Source organism: Marinimicrobium sp. ARAG 43.8 (assembly GCF_050113635.1).
In the GTDB taxonomy this organism is placed as follows: Bacteria; Pseudomonadota; Gammaproteobacteria; order Pseudomonadales; family Cellvibrionaceae; genus Marinimicrobium.
On sequence record NZ_JBNJLT010000002.1, the window covers coordinates 320755 to 339249 of the forward strand.

Genomic DNA, 18495 nt, shown 5'->3' on the forward strand with positions numbered 1-18495 from the left:
TCGAAGCAGTTTTCACACCTTCTTTCATTGCACAGACAGGACCCTCATTCATGGACACCCCGTTGCAACTGATTGTCGGCCTGGGAAATCCCGGATCGGAATATGACCGAACGCGACACAACGCCGGTGCCGACTTTGTCAGTGAGCTGGCACGCCGCGAAGGTGCCACACTCACCCCGGAGACGAAATTCCACGGCCTGACGGCGCGCATCACACTGAACGGACAGGACATCCGCCTGCTGATCCCCACCACTTTTATGAACCGCAGTGGCCGCGCCATCGGCGCCATGGCTCAGTTTTTCAAAGTGCCTCCAGAGGCCATACTGGTCGCTCATGACGAGCTGGATCTGCCCCCAGGCACCGCGCGACTGAAACACGGCGGCGGCCACGGCGGCCACAATGGCCTGCGCGACACCATTCAGGCACTGGGTAACAACAAGGATTTCAACCGCCTGCGCCTGGGCGTCGGCCACCCGGGATCGGCCTCTCAGGTGGTGGGGTATGTTTTGAAAAAAGCCCCCGCCAGCGAACAGCAACTGATCGACGAAGCGATTGAGCGCTCGCTGGACAGCCTGGCTCTCGCGGCCAGCGGCCAGTGGGCCAAAGCGATGAACCAGCTTCACACCAAGGCGTGAGCGGCCCCTACTACGAGCCCGCCCCGCCCTGTATAATTCCGCCCTGTTTTTCATTCTCTAACCTTGGATACATTCTCCCATGGGCTTTAACTGCGGTATTGTCGGACTTCCCAACGTGGGCAAATCCACGCTATTCAACGCACTGACCAAAGCGGGAATCGGCGCAGAGAACTTTCCTTTCTGCACCATTGAACCCAATGCGGGCGTGGTGATGGTCCCCGACCCGCGCCTGGATAAACTGGCCACCATCGTAAAACCGGAAAAAGTGATCCCCACCACCATGGAGTTTGTGGACATCGCCGGCCTGGTCGCCGGTGCCTCCAAAGGTGAAGGGCTGGGCAACAAGTTCCTGGCCAACATCCGCGAGACCGACGCCATTGCTCACGTGGTTCGCTGTTTTGAGGACGACAACGTCATCCATGTCGCCAACGCTGTAGACCCGGCGGCGGACATTGAGGTCATTAATACCGAGCTGGCACTCGCCGACCTGGAAACCGTGGACAAAGCCCTGTTGCGCTACGCCAAGGCCGCCAAAGGCCAGGACAAGCACGCCATGGCCATGAAAGCACTGCTGGAGAAAATCCAGCCGCACCTGGACGACGCCAGGCCATTGCGCTCCTTCGGTTTGAGCGACGACGAACTGCTGCAACTGCGGGAGCTGAACCTGCTGACCGTCAAGCCCACCATGTACATTGCCAATGTGTCCGAAGATGGCTTCGACAACAACCCGCTGCTGGACAAAGTGCAGGCCATCGCGACCGAAGAAAATGCGATTGTGGTGCCCATTTGCAACAAGCTGGAAGCGGAAATTGCCGAACTGGAAGACGATGAGAAACTGGAGTTTTTGCAGGACCTCGGCATGGAAGAAGCCGGGCTGGACCGCGTTATCCGCGCCGGCTACGAATTGCTGGGGTTGCACACCTATTTCACCGCTGGCGTGAAAGAGGTCCGAGCCTGGACCATTCCGCTGGGTGCCACCGCGCCCCAGGCTGCCGGAAAAATCCACACCGACTTCGAGAAAGGCTTCATCCGGGCCGAAGTGGTGGCCTACGAGGACTTCGTCACGCACAACGGCGAGCAGGGTGCCAAAGATGCAGGGAAGTGGCGCCTGGAAGGCAAGGAGTACATTGTGCAAGATGGCGACGTCGTACATTTCCGGTTCAACGTCTGAGGACTGGCTGCAACCCTGACATAGGCCTGTAGACCTTAAAAGACGCTAATAGACGCAAAAGTGGCCCTAATTGGGCCATTTTTGTTGTTAAATATAGATAAACCCCAAAATCATACTCCTGTTACAAGTCAAGATATTTTGGGGTGCAAATGGGGGCACCGAAACGAGTGGTAAAGTCCGTATATAGCCAACCTCTCCCGATTAGATATTGTTATAAAAATAAAACCATATAGTAATTTCAAACCAAAATTCATACACAAACCTTTTGAATGATTAAATTATGTGCTAGTTTTCACGCATGAATGAAAAATCCAGACACCATATAATCAAACGCCTGCAAGCGACGTTGCCACGTGGGACACCATTCGAGCTGGCCACCCTTGCTCAATTCGAGGTATCGCCGCAACTCGCCGCCCATTATGCGGAGGCAGGATGGCTCGTGCGCCTGGCTCAGGGCGTTTATGCCTTTCCGAACGACGACTTCGACATCTACGGCGCACTGAAATTTTTGCAGCAACGTGTGCCTGGCCTGCATATCGGTGGCAAGAGCGCTCTGGCCCTGCAGGGCGTGCGACATAATCTGAGCAATCGAGAAACCTGGGTGCTTTGGGGCGACAAGCGCTTCGCATTGCCGACCTGGTTCACCTCACGCTTTCCTGCGCGCTATTCCCACGCCCGCCTGTTCGATTGGCCAGACACAGCGCTGGCTAACAAGACCCTGACCACGCCGCCGGGCCTGCCCGATCATCTCCGGGTGGCCTCCCCCGAACGCGCCGTGCTGGAACTGTTGTACGAGGTAGGCGTCAAGCAAAGTCTCGAAGAAGCCCGCAACCTCTTCGACGGCCTGAGATCACCCCGCAAAACGGTGTTCGGACAACTGCTATCCTGTTGCACCAGCGTGAAAGCCGTGCGCCTGTTCCTCACCTGGGCACGCGAAACTAACCTCCTGGATGTCGATGATTTGCTGGATCAATATCCCATACGCACCGGTAGTGCCTCCCGCTGGATGAGCCGCCTTGATGACGGCACTCTGTTGAGCCTACGCCCTCATGGATGAGAAACATCATGGATAAACACTATGCCGATACCGTTCGCCTGCTACTGGCCATCGCACCCAATGTGTTTGCCAATGACATCTTTGCCATGAAGGGCGGCACGGCCATCAACCTCTTCGTGCAGGACATGCCGCGCTTATCGGTAGATATCGACGTGGTGTACCTCCCGCGGCAGACTCCACGTGACGAAGCACTGCAAACCATCAACCAGGAACTGGCGGCTATCGCCACACGTGTTGCCCCACTGGGATTACAAACTCGCCTTGTTAGCACCAAGGACCTGAGGGACACCAAGCTGATCGTCGAGAACGAGACCAGTCAGGTAAAGATCGAGGTCAATGTCGTCTTCCGAGGCAGCGTACTGCCCGTCGAGCGGCGTGCACTAAGTGCCAATACCAGCAACTTATTCGGCGTAGAGTTCGAACTACCAATGCTGGCGCCGGATGAATTGTATGCCAGCAAGCTGGTGGCTGCGCTGGACCGGCAACACCCTCGCGACCTGTTCGATGTGTGGCGGCTATACGAATCTGGGGGCATCAGCGACAACATGATCGAGTGCTTCGTGACCTATCTGGCCGGACACAACCGGCCACCCCATGAAGTGCTGTTCAGCAACGACAAGGATATCGCCAACGAGTATGAACACGCCTTTGTTGGCATGACCGAAGTGGACTGTTCTCTGGATACCTTGCTGGAGACCCGTACGCAGTTGAAGCATGAATTACCGCAGCGATTAACTACCGCGCACAAACAATTTCTGAGTGGTCTAGTGCGTGCAGAGCCAGATTGGTCGTTGCTGCAATGCCCTTATGCAGCGGAGTTGCCAGCGCTACGCTGGAAACTCCGTAATCTCGAAACCTTCCGCAAGCGGCGCCCTGAAGATTTCGCCGCCCAGGCCAATGCGCTTGATGCTGGCTTGGGCCATGTCGGCAAAGCTTGGGGAAGATGTGGACCTGAACGAAGCGATCGAAGGTGAAGTAGTAATTTGAACTGAGGACAATGTCTGCACAAGCGCTGGGCGTATCTGCAAGGGCTTGCAGGCCCTGACACTGCCGAAGCCTGCAAATCAGGCCTCTGTAAAGTGGTAGCTAGGGGCGGACTTGAACCGCCGACCCCAGCATTATGAGTGCTGTGCTCTAACCAGCTGAGCTACCTAGCCACTTGTTGAGGGCGCGTATTTTCCCTTCATACTCCCCCAAAGTCAAGCGTCTGAAGCCCACGATCGTCAAGTTATTACCCTAAAAAGCTTATAAATACTTGGAGCTGCAAAACCCGGACAGAATGGATACTATATTGGCACACAAATAAACCAAGCAAGGGAGGGACTACACTTGCCCGCACAACGCTCCCGCAAGGTCCTTCTGGCGGTCAGCGGTATGTCTCCGCAGATCATCACTGAAACGCTTTATTCGCTGATCCAGGAGCAACGCTGGGTTCCAGATGAAGTCAGGCTGATCACCACAGAACAAGGGAGGCTCAATGCCGTACAACATCTGCTGGAAGGCGAAAAGCACTTCCAGCGGCTGCTGAATGACTACCAGATCAGCCATCCTATAGCATTTACCAAGCAGCACATCACCGTCATCCAGGCCCCAGGCACTCCGCCTCTCTCCGATCTGCGTACTCCCGAGGATAACGAAGTCGCCGCCGATGTTATTGCCTCAAGCATTCGTGACCTGACCAACGATGAAGGGACAGAATTACACGTTTCACTAGCTGGCGGCCGAAAGACCATGGGCTTTTATGCGGGCTACGCCCTGTCGTTGTTTGGCCGCCCGCAAGATCGCCTGAGCCATGTACTGGTGAGCGAACACTATGAATCGAACCAAAACTTCTTCTACCCAACGCCCTATACCAATCACATTCATACCCGTGATGGCAGAACCCTGGATACCCGCGAGGCCAAAGTCTGGCTGGCACAAATTCCCTTTGTACGCCTGCGCAACCGTCTCCCAAGCAGCCTGCTGCAAGGCACTCACAGCTTTAGCGAGACAGTCCGTCTTGCCCGGGAAGCCACTGAAAAAGTGCACCTGATCCTCTACCCAGGCAGCGGGAGTTATCGTGTGAATGACCGGACAGGCAAGCTATCCCCGGGACAGATGGGCTTGCTGCTATGGGCCGCCATACGTAAACAACGTCACCAGCCACCTATAGAGCCCGTGGTGGAAGGCGAAAAGCGTTCTCCCGATGAATTACTCAGCATTAGCGAAGATCACTGGCTTTCCCTGAGTACCAAGACAGAAAATAAATTAAAAGCCGAAGGTATCACCCAGCAATGGTTGGAGCAGACGGTGTCCAGGCTGAATGGCACTCTGATTAACAGCCTGGGGCCAGAGCTGGCGGAGCGCTGCAAGCTTGCCAACTGCACCGTTCACGGGCACAAAGGCTATGCTCTGCCTGAAGACTTGGACGTGCGTATCGAGTCGATCTCTAATCGCAATATTCAGGATAAACAATGAACACCGTGACCAGAGAGAATGCGAGCATGAAGCAGTTGAGCTACACAGTGAGATTCCTCACCCCTGCCTTTCTTGGCAATGCCGAGCAGAACGGCCAGTGGCGTACCCCGCCGTTCAAGGCACTGCTGCGGCAGTGGTGGCGGGTGGCCTATGCCGCTGAAAAGCAATTCAAGGTGGATATCACCGCCATGCGCCGGGAAGAAGGTTTGTTGTTTGGCCATGCCTGGCTGGAAGATGACAAGGATAAGCAAGGGCAGAAGGTGGCGGCGCGGAAGAGTGCGATTCGACTGCGGTTGAATGCACTGGAGCAGCAAACCGCCTGGACCACTGGCAGCCAGCAGGGGATAGCACCGCTTAGTGACGGCCTGAGTACCAGCTATGCCTGGTTCGGGCTGATCCAGCGAGGCAACGGACTGCCAAACCGCACTGGCATCAAATCCGAAGTTGTAGCCGAAGCCGTGCGCCAGTTGGTTCTGGCGTTCCCCGATGAGCTTCAGCCGCGCATGGAAGAGACCATCGCACTGATTCACGCCTTCGGTCTGTTGGGCAGCCGCAGCCGGGGTGGCTGGGGTGCCCTGAATGTCGAAGGTGCGAAGGCTTTGCAAACCAATGATATGCAGCGTTATGCGCGAGATATTGACGCTTGCCTGCAAGACGATTGGGCCATGTCCCTGGCAAGCGATAAAAAAGGGCTTTGCGTGTGGGAAAGTAAAAACACATTCGATAGCTGGGACAAAGCGATGACGTTCATTGCAGGTGAGCGAAAAGCCGTGCGAACCGCCCTGAAAAATGGCAAGGATTTACGCCCGGCACTGGGGTTTGCCTCACCTGGAAGAATGCCCAGCCCGCTGCGCTGGAAAGCCATAGCCTCACAACCAGGCAAACTGACCGTGCGTGTCTTTGCTTTGCCACACTGCATCCCGGATGAAGGCGGCAAGAGGCTGTCACTGCAGGATCTGCAATCAGCCTGGCGCACTGTCTCCAGCACATTGGATAACTCCAGCTTGCAGCGTCTGAACTAAGGAGCCAAAGATGAGCAACCCGAACGAAAAGAGCAATAATCTCTGGCAAACCAAACTCGCCGCTCGCATCCACGACCCAGCAGAAAAAGCGCTGGTACTGCTGCGCGACCCGGCAGGACATGAAGGCGGCACCAGTCGTGCCCTGACGCGCCTGTTGGGTTTCCATGAAATCAACGCTGACAGTGTAGATAGCGACAACGACGAAGCGCTGACCCATACCCTATTCAAGAAAGGCATTCCGGCAGACATGTATCGGCATGTACAACGCGCCGACTGGTGGGCGGCAGCGGCGGATCGTCCGCAATGGCCCGTGGAGGAGTGGCCTGATAAGCAAGGCGTGATGCGAATTGTCAACTGGGCACAGGCACACTGGGCCAAGGAGCCTGTGCTGATTCACCCACTTACCGGCGAGCAGTTCGATCTGGGAAAATCCGGCGGCTTGAGCGCAACCGCCATTGAGGCGGTAAAAACTCGCAGCTTCGATCATTTTTCCGAGCTGATGCTGAAGCTCGGGGTCGGCAAGGACGATCAACAGGACTGGCGCAAACTGCTACTCACTTTTTGGCGCTTTGGTCCGGAACTGGGTGTGACCGATGCGGATACTGAAGACAATGACAAGCTCGGTAAGCTGTGGGAAGTATTACCATCGGATACCCGCATTCCCGACCACAGCATCTGGGATCACCTGGACCTCACCTCCGCCTTTGCCGGTGCCTTCGCCGCCGACCCAGATGGCGAGGTGGCGCTGCTCAGCCTTGCCATCGGCCCTGTGCAGCCCTTTATTGCCGCTGCGCGTAAAACCGATGACCTGTGGGCCGGTTCGCACTTGCTGTCGCGTTTGAGCTGGGAGGCCATGCGCCCGGTGTGCGAGCGACTGGGGCCGGATGCCATTCTATTCCCGCGCCTGCGGGGTATTCCACAGGTGGATTTGTGGCTGCGTGACCAGATGCAACTGCCGGACGAACTGTTCAAGGATTGTGACTGGATGAAGGGCGGCACCGACAGCAACCCGTTGTTCTCCGCCGCCTTTCCCAACCGCTTTGTTGCGGTGGTACCCGCTAGCCAGGCCAAAGCCATTGCTGAAACAGCGGAAAAGAATGTACGCAAGTGGCTGCAAGGAAAAGGTGAAGAGGTGGTCATCCGGTTGCTGAGCGAAGCAGGTTACAGTGGCGAGCAGGAAAATATCACCACCCCCTTTGCGCAGATGAAAGAACAGCTTGCTGGCTTCCCGGAAGTCCACTGGGCCGCCGTGCCTTTCTCAGTGATTCACTGCCGCGATAAGAAAAAGCAATGTGATCTGGATATAACGCAACTATCTGAATCCATGAAGCCATTTTTTGAGGGTGAAGGCGAACCCGGTTTTCTGAATACCCCCGCCTGGAAAGTGCTGCAAAAAAAGCGGGAGCTGCTGGATGACGACGGCAGGAAAAAAGTCTTCTTCGCTCCCAACCCCGGCGTACTGTACCCAGCCGTGTTCGATCTGGCCGAACGGGTACTGGCCGCCGCCAAGGCGTCGCGCACCTTTGCGCAAATGCAACAGAAAGGCTGGCGCTGCTCGCTGACTGGTGAAGCAGAATGGCTGACCACTGACCGCGAACAACTTCACTGGAACCAGCATTATCGGCAAAAACAGGGCACCCTGTGGACAGCCATTGCCGACAAGAAACTCTCGTGGGCTAAAAAGGACGAACACCTGAGTGCCTTGCCTGCCATTAAACGCCTGTGGCCAACGCTATTTAAGGAAGAGGTGGGTAAAGCGTTGGCCGCAAAGGATGATGGCTCCTTAGCGCAAATCGACCGCTTTGTGGTCTCCACCCACACCATGGCGCTGGCCCACCAGTTGGCAAACAAGCTGGACATCAGCCTCAGTGACGAACTGAAAGACACCCTGCAAAACCAGCCCCGTGTCGCTCTGCCACGTAAATTGGCAAAGAAGATCCATTCATCGGAACAAGCGGCGCTGATCGCCCGTATCCCCGGCTGGCTGGAGTCGGCACGGGATGAAGACGATGACGGTAAGGCACTGGAGCAGGCTCAACGCGGCATCAGGGATATACTGGGACAAAAAGCCGAAACCTACTACAGCCTGCTGATGATGGATGGCGACAAAATGGGGGCGATTCTGTCCGGTGACGAAAACACCCAAACGGTGATTTCCTACCAGCAAAGCTTTCACCCCGAGGTACAAAAGGGCTTTGCCCAGCGGGCGGAAAAACAGGCTGACCTTAAAGCCTACGGCGGGCAGAAACGCGCCATCAGCCCCAACCGCCACCTGGCGATTTCCGGGGCGCTGAATGATTTTTCGCAAACCGTGGTGCGTCATGTGGTGGAAGAAGAACACCTGGGGCGGCTGATCTACGCCGGGGGCGACGATGTGCAGGCCATGCTGCCGGTGGTGGACTTACTGCCCGCCATGCAGCGCCTGCGCCACGCCTACAGCGGCACCGTGCCGGAGGACGAGCCGGTGGATTGGGGTGAGCTGCGCAAGCGCAATACTCTGGTGTGCAAGGGCGGCTTTGCCTGGCTCAAGGGCCGTTTGATGCGCATGATGGGGCAGAACGCCACCGCCTCCTGCGGTGCCATCATCGCTCACCATCAAGCCCCACTCTCCGCCGTGATGCGCGAACTGCGCGCTGCCGAGCAGCGGGCCAAAAATGAAGGGGGCCGCGATGCTTTTTCCATCACCATCGTCAAGCGCTCGGGTGGCGCGCTTTATCTCACCGAAAAATGGGGCGAGCCGGTGGCCTTGCTCAACAAGCTGCGGGATTTCCTGACACAGGATGGCGTATCGCGCCGTGCCGTATATCACACCCTGCAATGGCTCAATGAAAGTGAGCTTCCTGACAATGCGTTCGACGCTTCAGCAAACGAAAAGGGTATGGCCCACAGCCTGCTAGCCTATCAGCTCGACCGGCAGGCACAGGGCGAGGCCAAACAGCAAACGCCGGAATTAGCCGAACGGTTGATTACCCTCGCGCAGAGCTGGCCTGCGGAAAAACGCATCGAAAAACTGCGCAACTTCCTCTGCGTGGCCGAATTTCTCGCCCGTGAAACCCGCACCGACAGCACTCAGGAGGGTGACGCATGAGCACCGTGAATTACCGTTTTATCGAACCGCTGGATGTGCTGTTCCTGCGAGGCAACAAACTGTTTGGCGACCCCGGCAGTTTCGGTGAAAGCCTGATCCCACCCTGGCCGTCGGTAGCGGCGGGTGCCATTCGCTCACGGATGCTGGTGGACGATGGTGTCGATCTGGCCGCGTTTTCCAGAAATGAAAAACCTCATCCCACGCTGGGCACGCCAGACAAACCCGGCAGCTTCACCCTGGCAGGCTTTTATCTCGCCCGCAGGCAAAACGGCATAGCCGAAATCCTGCTGCCCCCGCCCACCGACCTGGTGATCAGCAAGAACGATGATGGCAATGTGCAAGTGAACCGCTTGCAACCCACCCAGGTTGATCTGCCATCGTCTTTCAGCTTGCCCCTGTTGCCGGTGCTGGCCCAGGGCGCTACCCGCAGCAAACAGGTATCCGGCCACTGGCTGACCCAGGCCGGTTGGCAAGCCTATTTGCAGGGCAAGACACCCGATGCCACGCATCTGGTGTCCTCCAGCGAGCTGTGGAAACTGGATGCCCGCGTCGGCATTGGCATGAGCACCGCCACCCGCAGCGTGGAAGAGGGCAAGCTGTTTTCCGCTCAGGCGGTGGCGCTGGCTGAAGGTGTTGGTTTCCTTGCTGCCGTCACTGGTGCTGCACCATCGGAAAGCGGCCTGCTGCGCTTCGGTGGCGATGGTCGTGCGGCCAGTATTGAGAAGGTCAATATTCAGCTTCCTGAGCCGGATTATCAGGCGATCAGCAAGGCGGGCCGCTGCCGCATCGTGCTCACCAGCCCCGGACTGTTCCCCGATGGCTGGCAACTGCCCGGCAGCCATGGCCACAGCAATAACGACAACCGTGTCACCTTGCCCGGCGGCATCAGCGGCAGGCTGGCCTGCGCCGCCGTGTCCCGCGCCGAGGTGCTATCCGGCTGGGATTTAGCCAACAAGAAACCCAAACCCGCCCAACGCATTGCACCCACTGGCAGTGTTTACTGGATGGATGAACTGCAAGCCACACCGGAACAACTTCGCAAGCTTGTGGAAACGGGTTTGTGGGGGGACCTGTGCGAAGATGCAGGCCGTCGATCCGAAGGCTTTAACCGCATCGCACTGGCAATATGGAAGTAAAGAAGACAACCGTGAGTGAACTGCTGATCTACAGTACCGACAACCAGACTCGCCTGGCCGAGCGCGATATCACCAAAGCCGAGCAAGCCTTGAATCTGCTGGCAACCAGCGATACGCATCAATAAGGAGAAAGCATCATGTTCCAGAAACAAGCCACCGTATTCCTGTATGCCATCAGCCCCGTGCATATGGGCGCAGGCCAAGCCATCGACGTGATCGACAACCCCATTCAGCGGGAAAAACACACCGGCCACCCCAGCTTTGCCGGTTCCGGCATCAAGGGCGCGGTGCGGCACAACTTTGAGGCACTGGGCGGGCAGCCAGCGGATATTGACCGCCTGCTCGGCCCGGATTCCAACAGCGGCGACAACCTGCACGCCGGGGCGGTCAGCTTTGGTGATGCCCAGCTGGTGGCGCTGCCGGTTCGTAGCCTGAAAGGGGGTTATGTGTATGCCACTTGCCCCCAAGCGCTGGCGCGGGCGCAGCGGCTGCTGAACCTGACGGGTGCAAAAGTGCAGTGGACAGTACCCGCTGTGGAAGAAAACCAGGCGCTGGTTATCAATGACAAATTACTGTCTGGTGACAAGCTGCATTTGGAAGCCTTCGAGTATTCAAAAAGCAGTGCTGGCGAACTGGAGGGAATTGCACAAGATTTGGCCAGCAAAGCTCTGCCCGGCAGCGACGAATACGCCTTCTTCCGCGAAAAGCTGAAAACCGACCTCGTTGTATTACACGACACGGATTTCGCCTACTTCGCCAAAAACGCCATGCTGGTAGAGCCTCATGTGCGCATCAATCCTGAAACCGGTACTGCTGATAGCGGCGGGCTGTTCTACACCGAAAACCTGCCGCCGGAATCCATCCTCGTCGCCCCGCTGATGGCCAGCCAGACGCGCACCGGCAAGCCGGACAACCATCTGGAAGCCGAAGCCGTGCTGTCGCAAATCAAAACCCTGATCAACAGCCGACTGCTGCAAATCGGCGGCGACGCCACCACCGGGCGCGGGCTGGTGGTGGCCAACGTGGTGGAGGGTTGATCATGACTCAGACACTCGAACAGCAGCGTGCCGAAAACGCCTGGCAGGTGAGCGAAAAGTACGACAGGGAACACGTCAATATCGCCAAGGGCTTGCCCGCGCTGATTATGAACAGCGGCCTGATGCAGGTACTGGCCTTTGCCCATGAGAAAGGTAAAAAGCATGAAGTGGTGGCCACTGATTTGCGGGCCTGGCTGGTAAAACGCATCAGCAATAACAAGATAACTGACGATCCCGGCTTTGCGCAGTTTATGAATGTGCTGATGAGCGCCAAGCCTCAAGATTACCAGTTTATCAACGCCGAAGCCCTGGCCTGGCTGAAATGGCTGCGTCAGATGGCTGCCGCCCGCAAACCTGAAAAAGGAGGTGAGTGATGGTGACTATTGCTGCCGTACCTGACTATCTTGGAACTGACTTCAATACCGCCTCGCCGGGCTTACGTTTTGGTATGTACCTGCAAGTGTGGAATAACCGTTTTGGCAAGGAGACAAGCAGCGTCGAATCGTTGAAACGGGCAGGCAAACTGAACGATAACGACAAGAAAACGATGTCTGCATTGGCAGAGCGCCAACAGGCCACTTTCAACGTCGTTGCAGATACCACCCGTGGCTTACAGCTGGACGCCCTGGCCACCGCTCCCTTCACCACCGGCCTCGGCAACGAACACCCCACCGAAAACGGCTTTGCCTTTCTCAACCCCTACGGCCTGCCTTATTTGCCTGGCAGCGGCGTAAAAGGTGTATTGCGTCAGGCGGCGCGAGAGCTGGCATCCGGTGAATGGGGCGAGAACCACGGTTGGAATGACGCCACTATCACCGCCCTGTTCGGGCTGGAAAGTAAGGACGGAGACAGCGATCACCTGCGCGGTGCACTCACCTTCTGGGATGTGATCCCACAGATAAAGGGCGACAACAGCCTCACTGTGGAAATCACGACACCGCACCAAAAGCACTATTACCAAGATGGCAAAACCCCGCACGACTCCGGCCAGCCCATCCCCATCAGCTTCCTTACTGTACCGCCCGGCTCCGGTTTTACCTTTTATTTACAGTGCAACTTGACTCTGCTGAAGAATAGTGCCCCGGATTTACTGAACAACAACCAGTGGCAAACGTTGCTGCATGCCGCCTTTGAACACGCCTTCAACTGGCTCGGTTTTGGTGCCAAAACGGCCGTGGGTTATGGCGCGATGGTGAATCAGAAAATATTGCGCCAGAAGCAAGAAGATGCTCGGAAAGAAAGCCTGAAAGAGGCTGGGATTGCCATGGGTAGTGAACTTTGGAAGGCTGCCGAAGTGCGTGATGTCAATCCAGGTTCCGGTGAGGTTAGAGTGGTTGATGGTGATGGCCGGATTGCTCGGGGGAACTATTACGCAGCACTGTCCGATGCGGCAAAAAAACGATTAAAGAAACGCAAAAAGGTGTTGGTGAGTGTAGAGGTAGAAGTGCAGGGAAATCAATTTGTCATCACTTCAATCAACGACGCTGAATAAGCGTAATAGTAAGCATTCTGACTGAGGATACAGTATGACAAACCTGCACCTGTGCATTATCACCGGCCAGCCGCTGGCCAACCTCATCCCGCTGCTGCAAGAGCGGCCCGATGAGATGGTGCTGATGCATACCGACGATAAAAAGGAAGATGCCAGTGCCTTTGCCCGCACATTGGAGAAAGCGGGCTTTAGCCAGGCCCATATCCACATCAGGCCCGGCCTGCCCGCCCATCCGTTCGATGACATCAGAATGTATGTCTTGGAGCGACTGGAGGAACTGCAAAACCAGTTCCCCGATAGCCGCCTGACCTGGAATGCCACCGGTGGCACCAAGCAGATGGCACTGGCCATCTGGGATGTGCTGGACAGTAAAAAAGATCGAGTGATCTACAGTGACACGCGCGTGGGATATATGGAGGAATTAACGCCAGAGGTGGGCAGCATTGCACTGGAGTCACAGCTCACTCCCGAGCTGTACCTGCACGCGCTGGGAAAGATCAAGCGCCGTGCTGAATCCGACCAGGACGCATGGTGCGAGCGTGCCCAGTCACGCAAAGAGGCAACCCGTCACCTCGGGAATCATGCCGAAGCGCTGGCTGGTCTTGTGCAACAGTTCAATCGCAAGTTGGACAGCGACGGCGGCGAAAGGCAGTCTCTGGCCCTGAACAATATTGGCTCCCAATGGCGTCAGGCATTGCAGCGTCTTGAAGAACACGGTGTACTCAGTGGTCAGGGCGACGGACGTTATAACCTGGTGAATGCCGATGCTGCACGTTATCTGACTGGCGGTTGGTTGGAGGAATACGTCTGGCATGCCGCCAAGGATCAGCAGGTTGACCATGTGCAAGCTGGACTTAAGTTTGGTGACCTGGCACATCGCAAGCAGGGCCAGGACAACGAGGTCGATGCCTTTATCGTGCATTGCAACCGTCTGCTGTTGATCGAATGCAAGTCAGGGTGGATGGGTAAAGATGCTCGCAAGGACAGCAGTATCATTTACCAGCTTGACAGTATTGGTCAGCATGCCGGTGGCAGCCAGGCCACCCGTGTGCTGGTATCGGCTCAACCCTTGGAGCATGAAACCAAAGAAGGTCGTAAAGTGAATACCAAGGCCAGGGCATCCGCCACAGATATTCATACGGTTGAGGGCCAAGAGTTAAAAGGGCTAGGTGCCGCGATACGTGAGTGGAAAGAAAACGGACAATGGAGCGCAAAAGGATGAAGAGTTTGCATCTGGCCCGCTACCGATTTCACTGGCAGGTCACAACACCGTTACGCCTGCCTCCTTACGCCAGCTCCACCTTACGCGGTGTTTTCGGGCGCGCACTCAAACAGCAGGCTTGTCTTACCCGCGCTAACGACTGCCGGGGGTGTGCCATGATAGACACCTGCCCCTATCCGGCAATCTTTGAACCTCAAGTCACACCCCGTGCTTCTGGACAGCCACCGGCATTGGCCCCTTATTCCATTGAAACTCCTTTTGATGACGCCGCCCGGCCCTCCCCTCAAAGCCGCTGTTATCAGCCCGGCGAACATTATCGCTTCGACATGGTACTAATGACGCCCATTGCTATTCAACAGTTACCATTGATTATTGCTTCCTGGGAAAGAGCTTTTTCTTATGGGGTCGGCCCTTTGAGTGGTACAGCCAAACTGACAAGAGTTGAACAGTGTCAGGCAAACGGATCGGCAGACATACTTTACAGCACCGAGAAGCCACAACTGCAACGCCACAATACCGAGTTGTCTGTACCGCGGCTTACATTACCAATGGACATACAGTTGCACCTGAAAACTCCTTTACGCCTTCAACAGAAAGGAAGGCTTGTTAGCGCCAAAGACCTCACCCCCGGTTTATTCCTGCGAAACCTGATTCGACGAGTCAGCTTTCATGTTTGCACCCAACAACCGGATGCCTACACCCTGGCCGACATCCACCAGCTCAATACATTGGCCGATCAGGTGCAAGAAGGCGAACGCGAACTGACCTGGAGCGACTGGCAACGCTATTCCTCCAGGCAAAAACAGAAAATGACGTTAGGTGGGCTAATCGGTCACTGGCAATTACTCCATGTGCCACCCGCATTGTTGCACCTGATCTACCTGGGTCAGTGGCTGCATATCGGCAAAGAAGCCACTTTTGGGTTGGGGCACTACGTTATGATACCTTCAAGCGAGCTTGAATACTTTGATAAGCGGCAGGCCTAAAATGGAGAGTCGCGCCCGTTTGAATAAAAGCAACTTTCTGACAATGATTTTTTTCTTGAACCCACTGGTCAACCTATTGATTATAAAGGAAGTATTTCTGAGAGCAGGCTGAATCATTGCCCCGTCTAAAGGGGATTAAGACGGTCGTTATTGTGTTTATCGCCATCTTTGTGGGCTGAATCATTGCCCCGTCTAAAGGGGATTAAGACATTTTGGAAAATACGCCCTTCTCTTCATTGAAAGGGCTGAATCATTGCCCCGTCTAAAGGGGATTAAGACCAATAAACTGATCGGAAAAACCATCGATTTCCATATGGCTGAATCATTGCCCCGTCTAAAGGGGATTAAGACCAATCGCTTCGAGGACTTGCTGCTGACCCGGAGGGCTGAATCATTGCCCCGTCTAAAGGGGATTAAGACGATCGAATCTGAGACATGGACTCCGATATAGCGGGCTGAATCATTGCCCCGTCTAAAGGGGATTAAGACAGCTCGTCGCGCTCTTCTCGAAGCCTATCAATGGCTGAATCATTGCCCCGTCTAAAGGGGATTAAGACGCCTTGTACTCCCGGCAATGCCCATCCACACTTAGGCTGAATCATTGCCCCGTCTAAAGGGGATTAAGACTCGTCTGCGCGCTTCATGCGGAGGCGTTCGATTGGCTGAATCATTGCCCCGTCTAAAGGGGATTAAGACCCCTCATCGACGCAATTACAGTACAGCTCACGGGGCTGAATCATTGCCCCGTCTAAAGGGGATTAAGACATTGTACGTTTAGTCCAGTAGGCGCGGGAATCAGGGCTGAATCATTGCCCCGTCTAAAGGGGATTAAGACCACAATATCAAGCTTTTATGTCACGCAATTATGCGGCTGAATCATTGCCCCGTCTAAAGGGGATTAAGACGATTACTTATAATCGCATCCCGCGACACCCGGCCGGCTGAATCATTGCCCCGTCTAAAGGGGATTAAGACTTGGGTAGGTTGCCTTATCCTGTATGTATAAGGCTGAATCATTGCCCCGTCTAAAGGGGATTAAGACCCCACGTCAAAGGGTTTGGCTTCTTCTACAGGGGGCTGAATCATTGCCCCGTCTAAAGGGGATTAAGACAGGAAGGGAGAACCAAAGCAGCGGTAACCGTGGGCTGAATCATTGCCCCGTCTAAAGGGGATTAAGACTTTGCCAAAAGCGTTGGCCGCCAGTTCCAAAGTGGGCTGAATCATTGCCCCGTCTAAAGGGGATTAAGACATCCGTGTAAAACCCATAATGTCCAGCTTCAGCCGGCTGAATCATTGCCCCGTCTAAAGGGGATTAAGACTCTGATTTTCGTACATTGTGTGTCTATCATGAGGCTGAATCATTGCCCCGTCTAAAGGGGATTAAGACACCCCAACCATGTTTTTTTCATCAATCCGCCGAGCGGGCTGAATCATTGCCCCGTCTAAAGGGGATTAAGACCCCGATTGCGCGTCTAGCCGCCGCCAGTCGATAGGCTGAATCATTGCCCCGTCTAAAGGGGATTAAGACAACGGACTGCCATTACTTTACAGTTCGGACTAGGGCTGAATCATTGCCCCGTCTAAAGGGGATTAAGACTTGGAGTATCTGGACATGGCGTTGCCTTTTCCGTGGCTGAATCATTGCCCCGTCTAAAGGGGATTAAGACGGACACGTCACACCCCCTTGACGATCTCGTCAGGGCTGAATCATTGCCCCGTCTAAAGGGGATTAAGACTGTAGGGCCGCCAGGCTTTCCCAGCTGTGGGTGGCGGCTGAATCATTGCCCCGTCTAAAGGGGATTAAGACTCAATATCTACGTCCTTTCCCTCCCAAAACTCGGCTGAATCATTGCCCCGTCTAAAGGGGATTAAGACCTTGTAGCGTTCACCGTCTTCATCTTCAGCGTAGGGCTGAATCATTGCCCCGCCTAAAGGGGATTAAGACCGCTTTACCCAGTTCCTCTACCGCGTCCCGCGGCTGAATCATTGCCCCGCCTAAAGGGGATTAAGACCTTTCAGAATCTCTTCCTGCGTGTATTCGTAGAGGGCTGAATCATTGCCCCGCCTAAAGGGGATCAATCTGTTATCTGCGATTTTCGCAAGCTTGCCAAATACTCATATGCGTCAATACGAAGCTAGAATTCTCTCATCGTTATCAGAAAGCACCGAAATCGTTATGAATATGACCTCCACCCAGAAACAGAAGTGTCACACCATCATCCACTCCTCTGCACTGGCTGCTGGAGCAGGTAATATCTCTCCAGTACCAGGCACGGGATTAGCGGCAGACACTTTAGCACTCACCAGTATGGCGGTTGGGTTGGCCACGGTGTTTGGTGCCGATCTCTCTAAGGAAGCTGCTCGAGCCCTGGCGTTTTCTGCTATCAAAAACACCACACTTAAGCAGCCGGTCAAAGTGATCAGCAAGGAATTATCCAAAATAATTCCGTGGCTTGGACAGCTGGTTTCTCCGGCCGTGAGTATTGGGCTGGTAGAAGCCGCTGGGTGGACTATGGCAGAAGAAATGGCTCAGCGCACCCAGGAGGTAAAATGATTTACTTCATTACTCGCCACTCAGGTGCACTGGAGTGGTTGCAGCAGCAGGTTGCAGAACCAGCAGTGCATATTTCACATTTGTCAGACATTAGCTCTATTTCACATGGAGATACCGTAATTGGCACTTTACCGGTGAACCTGGTGGCCACCCTATGCAAGCGTGGCGTCCGCTATCTACATCTGGAAGTAAGTCCTCCACCACACCTTCGTGGCCAGGAGTTATCGGCCAAACAGCTGTCCGAGTTGGATACAGTATTGGTGGAGTATTTTGCGTATGCACCATGCCCGGACGAATGGATTTTAGAACGCGCCTGTGAGCTGGAGTAAAAGTGATGACACGGCTACTTTATCTTGTCGCCTATGATGTCCGTAATCCGAAACGTTTGCGCCTGGTCCACCGCGTACTTAAAGACTTCGCCTGCGGAGGCCAGAAGTCTGCGTTTGAGTGTTACCTGACACAGGCTGAACATGATGAGTTGACAACGCGAGTAGAGGAGTGCATGGATACCGACGAGGACGCCCTATTGGTGATTCGCCTGACCGACCGGGACAGCGTATCCACAATGGGTATTGCGGTAAAACCCGCTGACGAACTCTATACCTACCTAGGGTAATACAGTTAAGGCAATGCATGGG

At 55.3% G+C, this 18495-nt stretch carries 16 protein-coding genes, 1 tRNA gene and 1 CRISPR repeat array; of the genes, 16 read left to right on the forward strand and 1 reads right to left on the reverse strand.

Going from position 1 to position 18495, the window contains the following annotated elements:
• Window positions 1-50: 50 nt before the first annotated feature.
• From pth to ACQCLF_RS06710, 4 genes are all read left to right on the forward strand, one after another.
• Window positions 51-635, forward strand: coding sequence for an aminoacyl-tRNA hydrolase (gene pth / locus ACQCLF_RS06695; protein WP_426985527.1), 585 nt, complete (start codon window positions 51-53; stop codon window positions 633-635).
• 79 nt (window positions 636-714) lie between these two features.
• Entirely contained in the window at window positions 715-1806 is a 1092-nt protein-coding gene (gene ychF, locus ACQCLF_RS06700; RefSeq protein ID WP_426985528.1) for a redox-regulated ATPase YchF, read from the forward strand.
• Between the two features lie 298 nt (window positions 1807-2104).
• Window positions 2105-2863 (forward strand): type IV toxin-antitoxin system AbiEi family antitoxin domain-containing protein, encoded by a 759-nt coding sequence (locus ACQCLF_RS06705; RefSeq protein WP_426985529.1) that lies wholly within the window; start codon window positions 2105-2107, stop codon window positions 2861-2863.
• Between the two features lie 8 nt (window positions 2864-2871).
• Window positions 2872-3837: a nucleotidyl transferase AbiEii/AbiGii toxin family protein gene (locus ACQCLF_RS06710; protein ID WP_426985530.1), complete on the forward strand. Its 966-nt coding sequence runs from the start codon at window positions 2872-2874 to the stop codon at window positions 3835-3837.
• 106 nt (window positions 3838-3943) lie between these two features.
• On the opposite strand, the gene ACQCLF_RS06715 is transcribed toward ACQCLF_RS06710, so the two are convergent.
• Window positions 3944-4020, reverse strand: a tRNA-Met gene (locus tag ACQCLF_RS06715).
• Between the two features lie 172 nt (window positions 4021-4192).
• On the opposite strand from ACQCLF_RS06715, the gene csm6 reads away from it, so the two are divergent.
• From csm6 to cas2, 12 genes are all read left to right on the forward strand, one after another.
• The gene (gene csm6 / locus ACQCLF_RS06720; RefSeq protein WP_426985531.1) at window positions 4193-5320 is read left to right on the forward strand and encodes a CRISPR-associated ring nuclease Csm6; all 1128 of its coding nucleotides are present in this window, start codon (window positions 4193-4195) and stop codon (window positions 5318-5320) included.
• Window positions 5317-6342 carry an RAMP superfamily CRISPR-associated protein gene (locus ACQCLF_RS06725; protein ID WP_426985532.1) on the forward strand — a complete coding sequence of 342 codons (1026 nt, stop codon included), beginning with the start codon at window positions 5317-5319 and terminating at the stop codon, window positions 6340-6342. The genes csm6 and ACQCLF_RS06725 overlap by 4 nt, the downstream gene beginning before the upstream one ends.
• Window positions 6343-6352: 10 nt before the next feature.
• Entirely contained in the window at window positions 6353-9430 is a 3078-nt protein-coding gene (cas10, locus tag ACQCLF_RS06730; RefSeq protein ID WP_426985533.1) for a type III-B CRISPR-associated protein Cas10/Cmr2, read from the forward strand.
• Entirely contained in the window at window positions 9427-10566 is a 1140-nt protein-coding gene (locus ACQCLF_RS06735; RefSeq protein ID WP_426985535.1) for a type III-B CRISPR module-associated Cmr3 family protein, read from the forward strand. Before cas10 ends, ACQCLF_RS06735 begins: the two co-directional genes overlap by 4 nt.
• Window positions 10567-10703: 137 nt before the next feature.
• On the forward strand, window positions 10704-11603 hold the full coding sequence (gene cmr4 / locus ACQCLF_RS06740) for a type III-B CRISPR module RAMP protein Cmr4 (protein ID WP_426985537.1): 900 nt from the start codon (window positions 10704-10706) through the stop codon (window positions 11601-11603).
• A 2-nt stretch (window positions 11604-11605) separates the two neighbouring features.
• On the forward strand, window positions 11606-11977 hold the full coding sequence (gene cmr5 / locus ACQCLF_RS06745; RefSeq protein ID WP_426985539.1) for a type III-B CRISPR module-associated protein Cmr5: 372 nt from the start codon (window positions 11606-11608) through the stop codon (window positions 11975-11977).
• A complete protein-coding gene (cmr6, locus tag ACQCLF_RS06750) occupies window positions 11977-13095 on the forward strand; it encodes a type III-B CRISPR module RAMP protein Cmr6 (protein WP_426985541.1) in 1119 nt (372 codons plus the stop codon). The genes cmr5 and cmr6 overlap by 1 nt, the downstream gene beginning before the upstream one ends.
• Window positions 13096-13129: 34 nt before the next feature.
• On the forward strand, window positions 13130-14317 hold the full coding sequence (locus ACQCLF_RS06755) for a Card1-like endonuclease domain-containing protein (RefSeq protein WP_426985543.1): 1188 nt from the start codon (window positions 13130-13132) through the stop codon (window positions 14315-14317).
• A 155-nt stretch (window positions 14318-14472) separates the two neighbouring features.
• Entirely contained in the window at window positions 14473-15303 is an 831-nt protein-coding gene (gene cas6, locus ACQCLF_RS06760) for a CRISPR system precrRNA processing endoribonuclease RAMP protein Cas6 (RefSeq protein ID WP_426985545.1), read from the forward strand.
• 106 nt (window positions 15304-15409) lie between these two features.
• A CRISPR array of direct repeats spans window positions 15410-17385; the repeat unit is 36 nt; unit sequence GGCTGAATCATTGCCCCGTCTAAAGGGGATTAAGAC.
• Window positions 17386-17479: 94 nt separating this feature from the next.
• Window positions 17480-17857 carry a hypothetical protein gene (locus ACQCLF_RS06765; protein WP_426985547.1) on the forward strand — a complete coding sequence of 126 codons (378 nt, stop codon included), beginning with the start codon at window positions 17480-17482 and terminating at the stop codon, window positions 17855-17857.
• A complete protein-coding gene (csx16, locus tag ACQCLF_RS06770; RefSeq protein ID WP_426985549.1) occupies window positions 17854-18186 on the forward strand; it encodes a CRISPR-associated protein Csx16 in 333 nt (110 codons plus the stop codon). The genes ACQCLF_RS06765 and csx16 overlap by 4 nt, the downstream gene beginning before the upstream one ends.
• Window positions 18187-18191: 5 nt before the next feature.
• Complete coding sequence (gene cas2 / locus ACQCLF_RS06775) at window positions 18192-18473, forward strand: CRISPR-associated endonuclease Cas2 (RefSeq protein ID WP_426985551.1); 282 nt, start codon at window positions 18192-18194, stop codon at window positions 18471-18473.
• The last annotated feature ends 22 nt before the right edge of the window (window positions 18474-18495 follow it).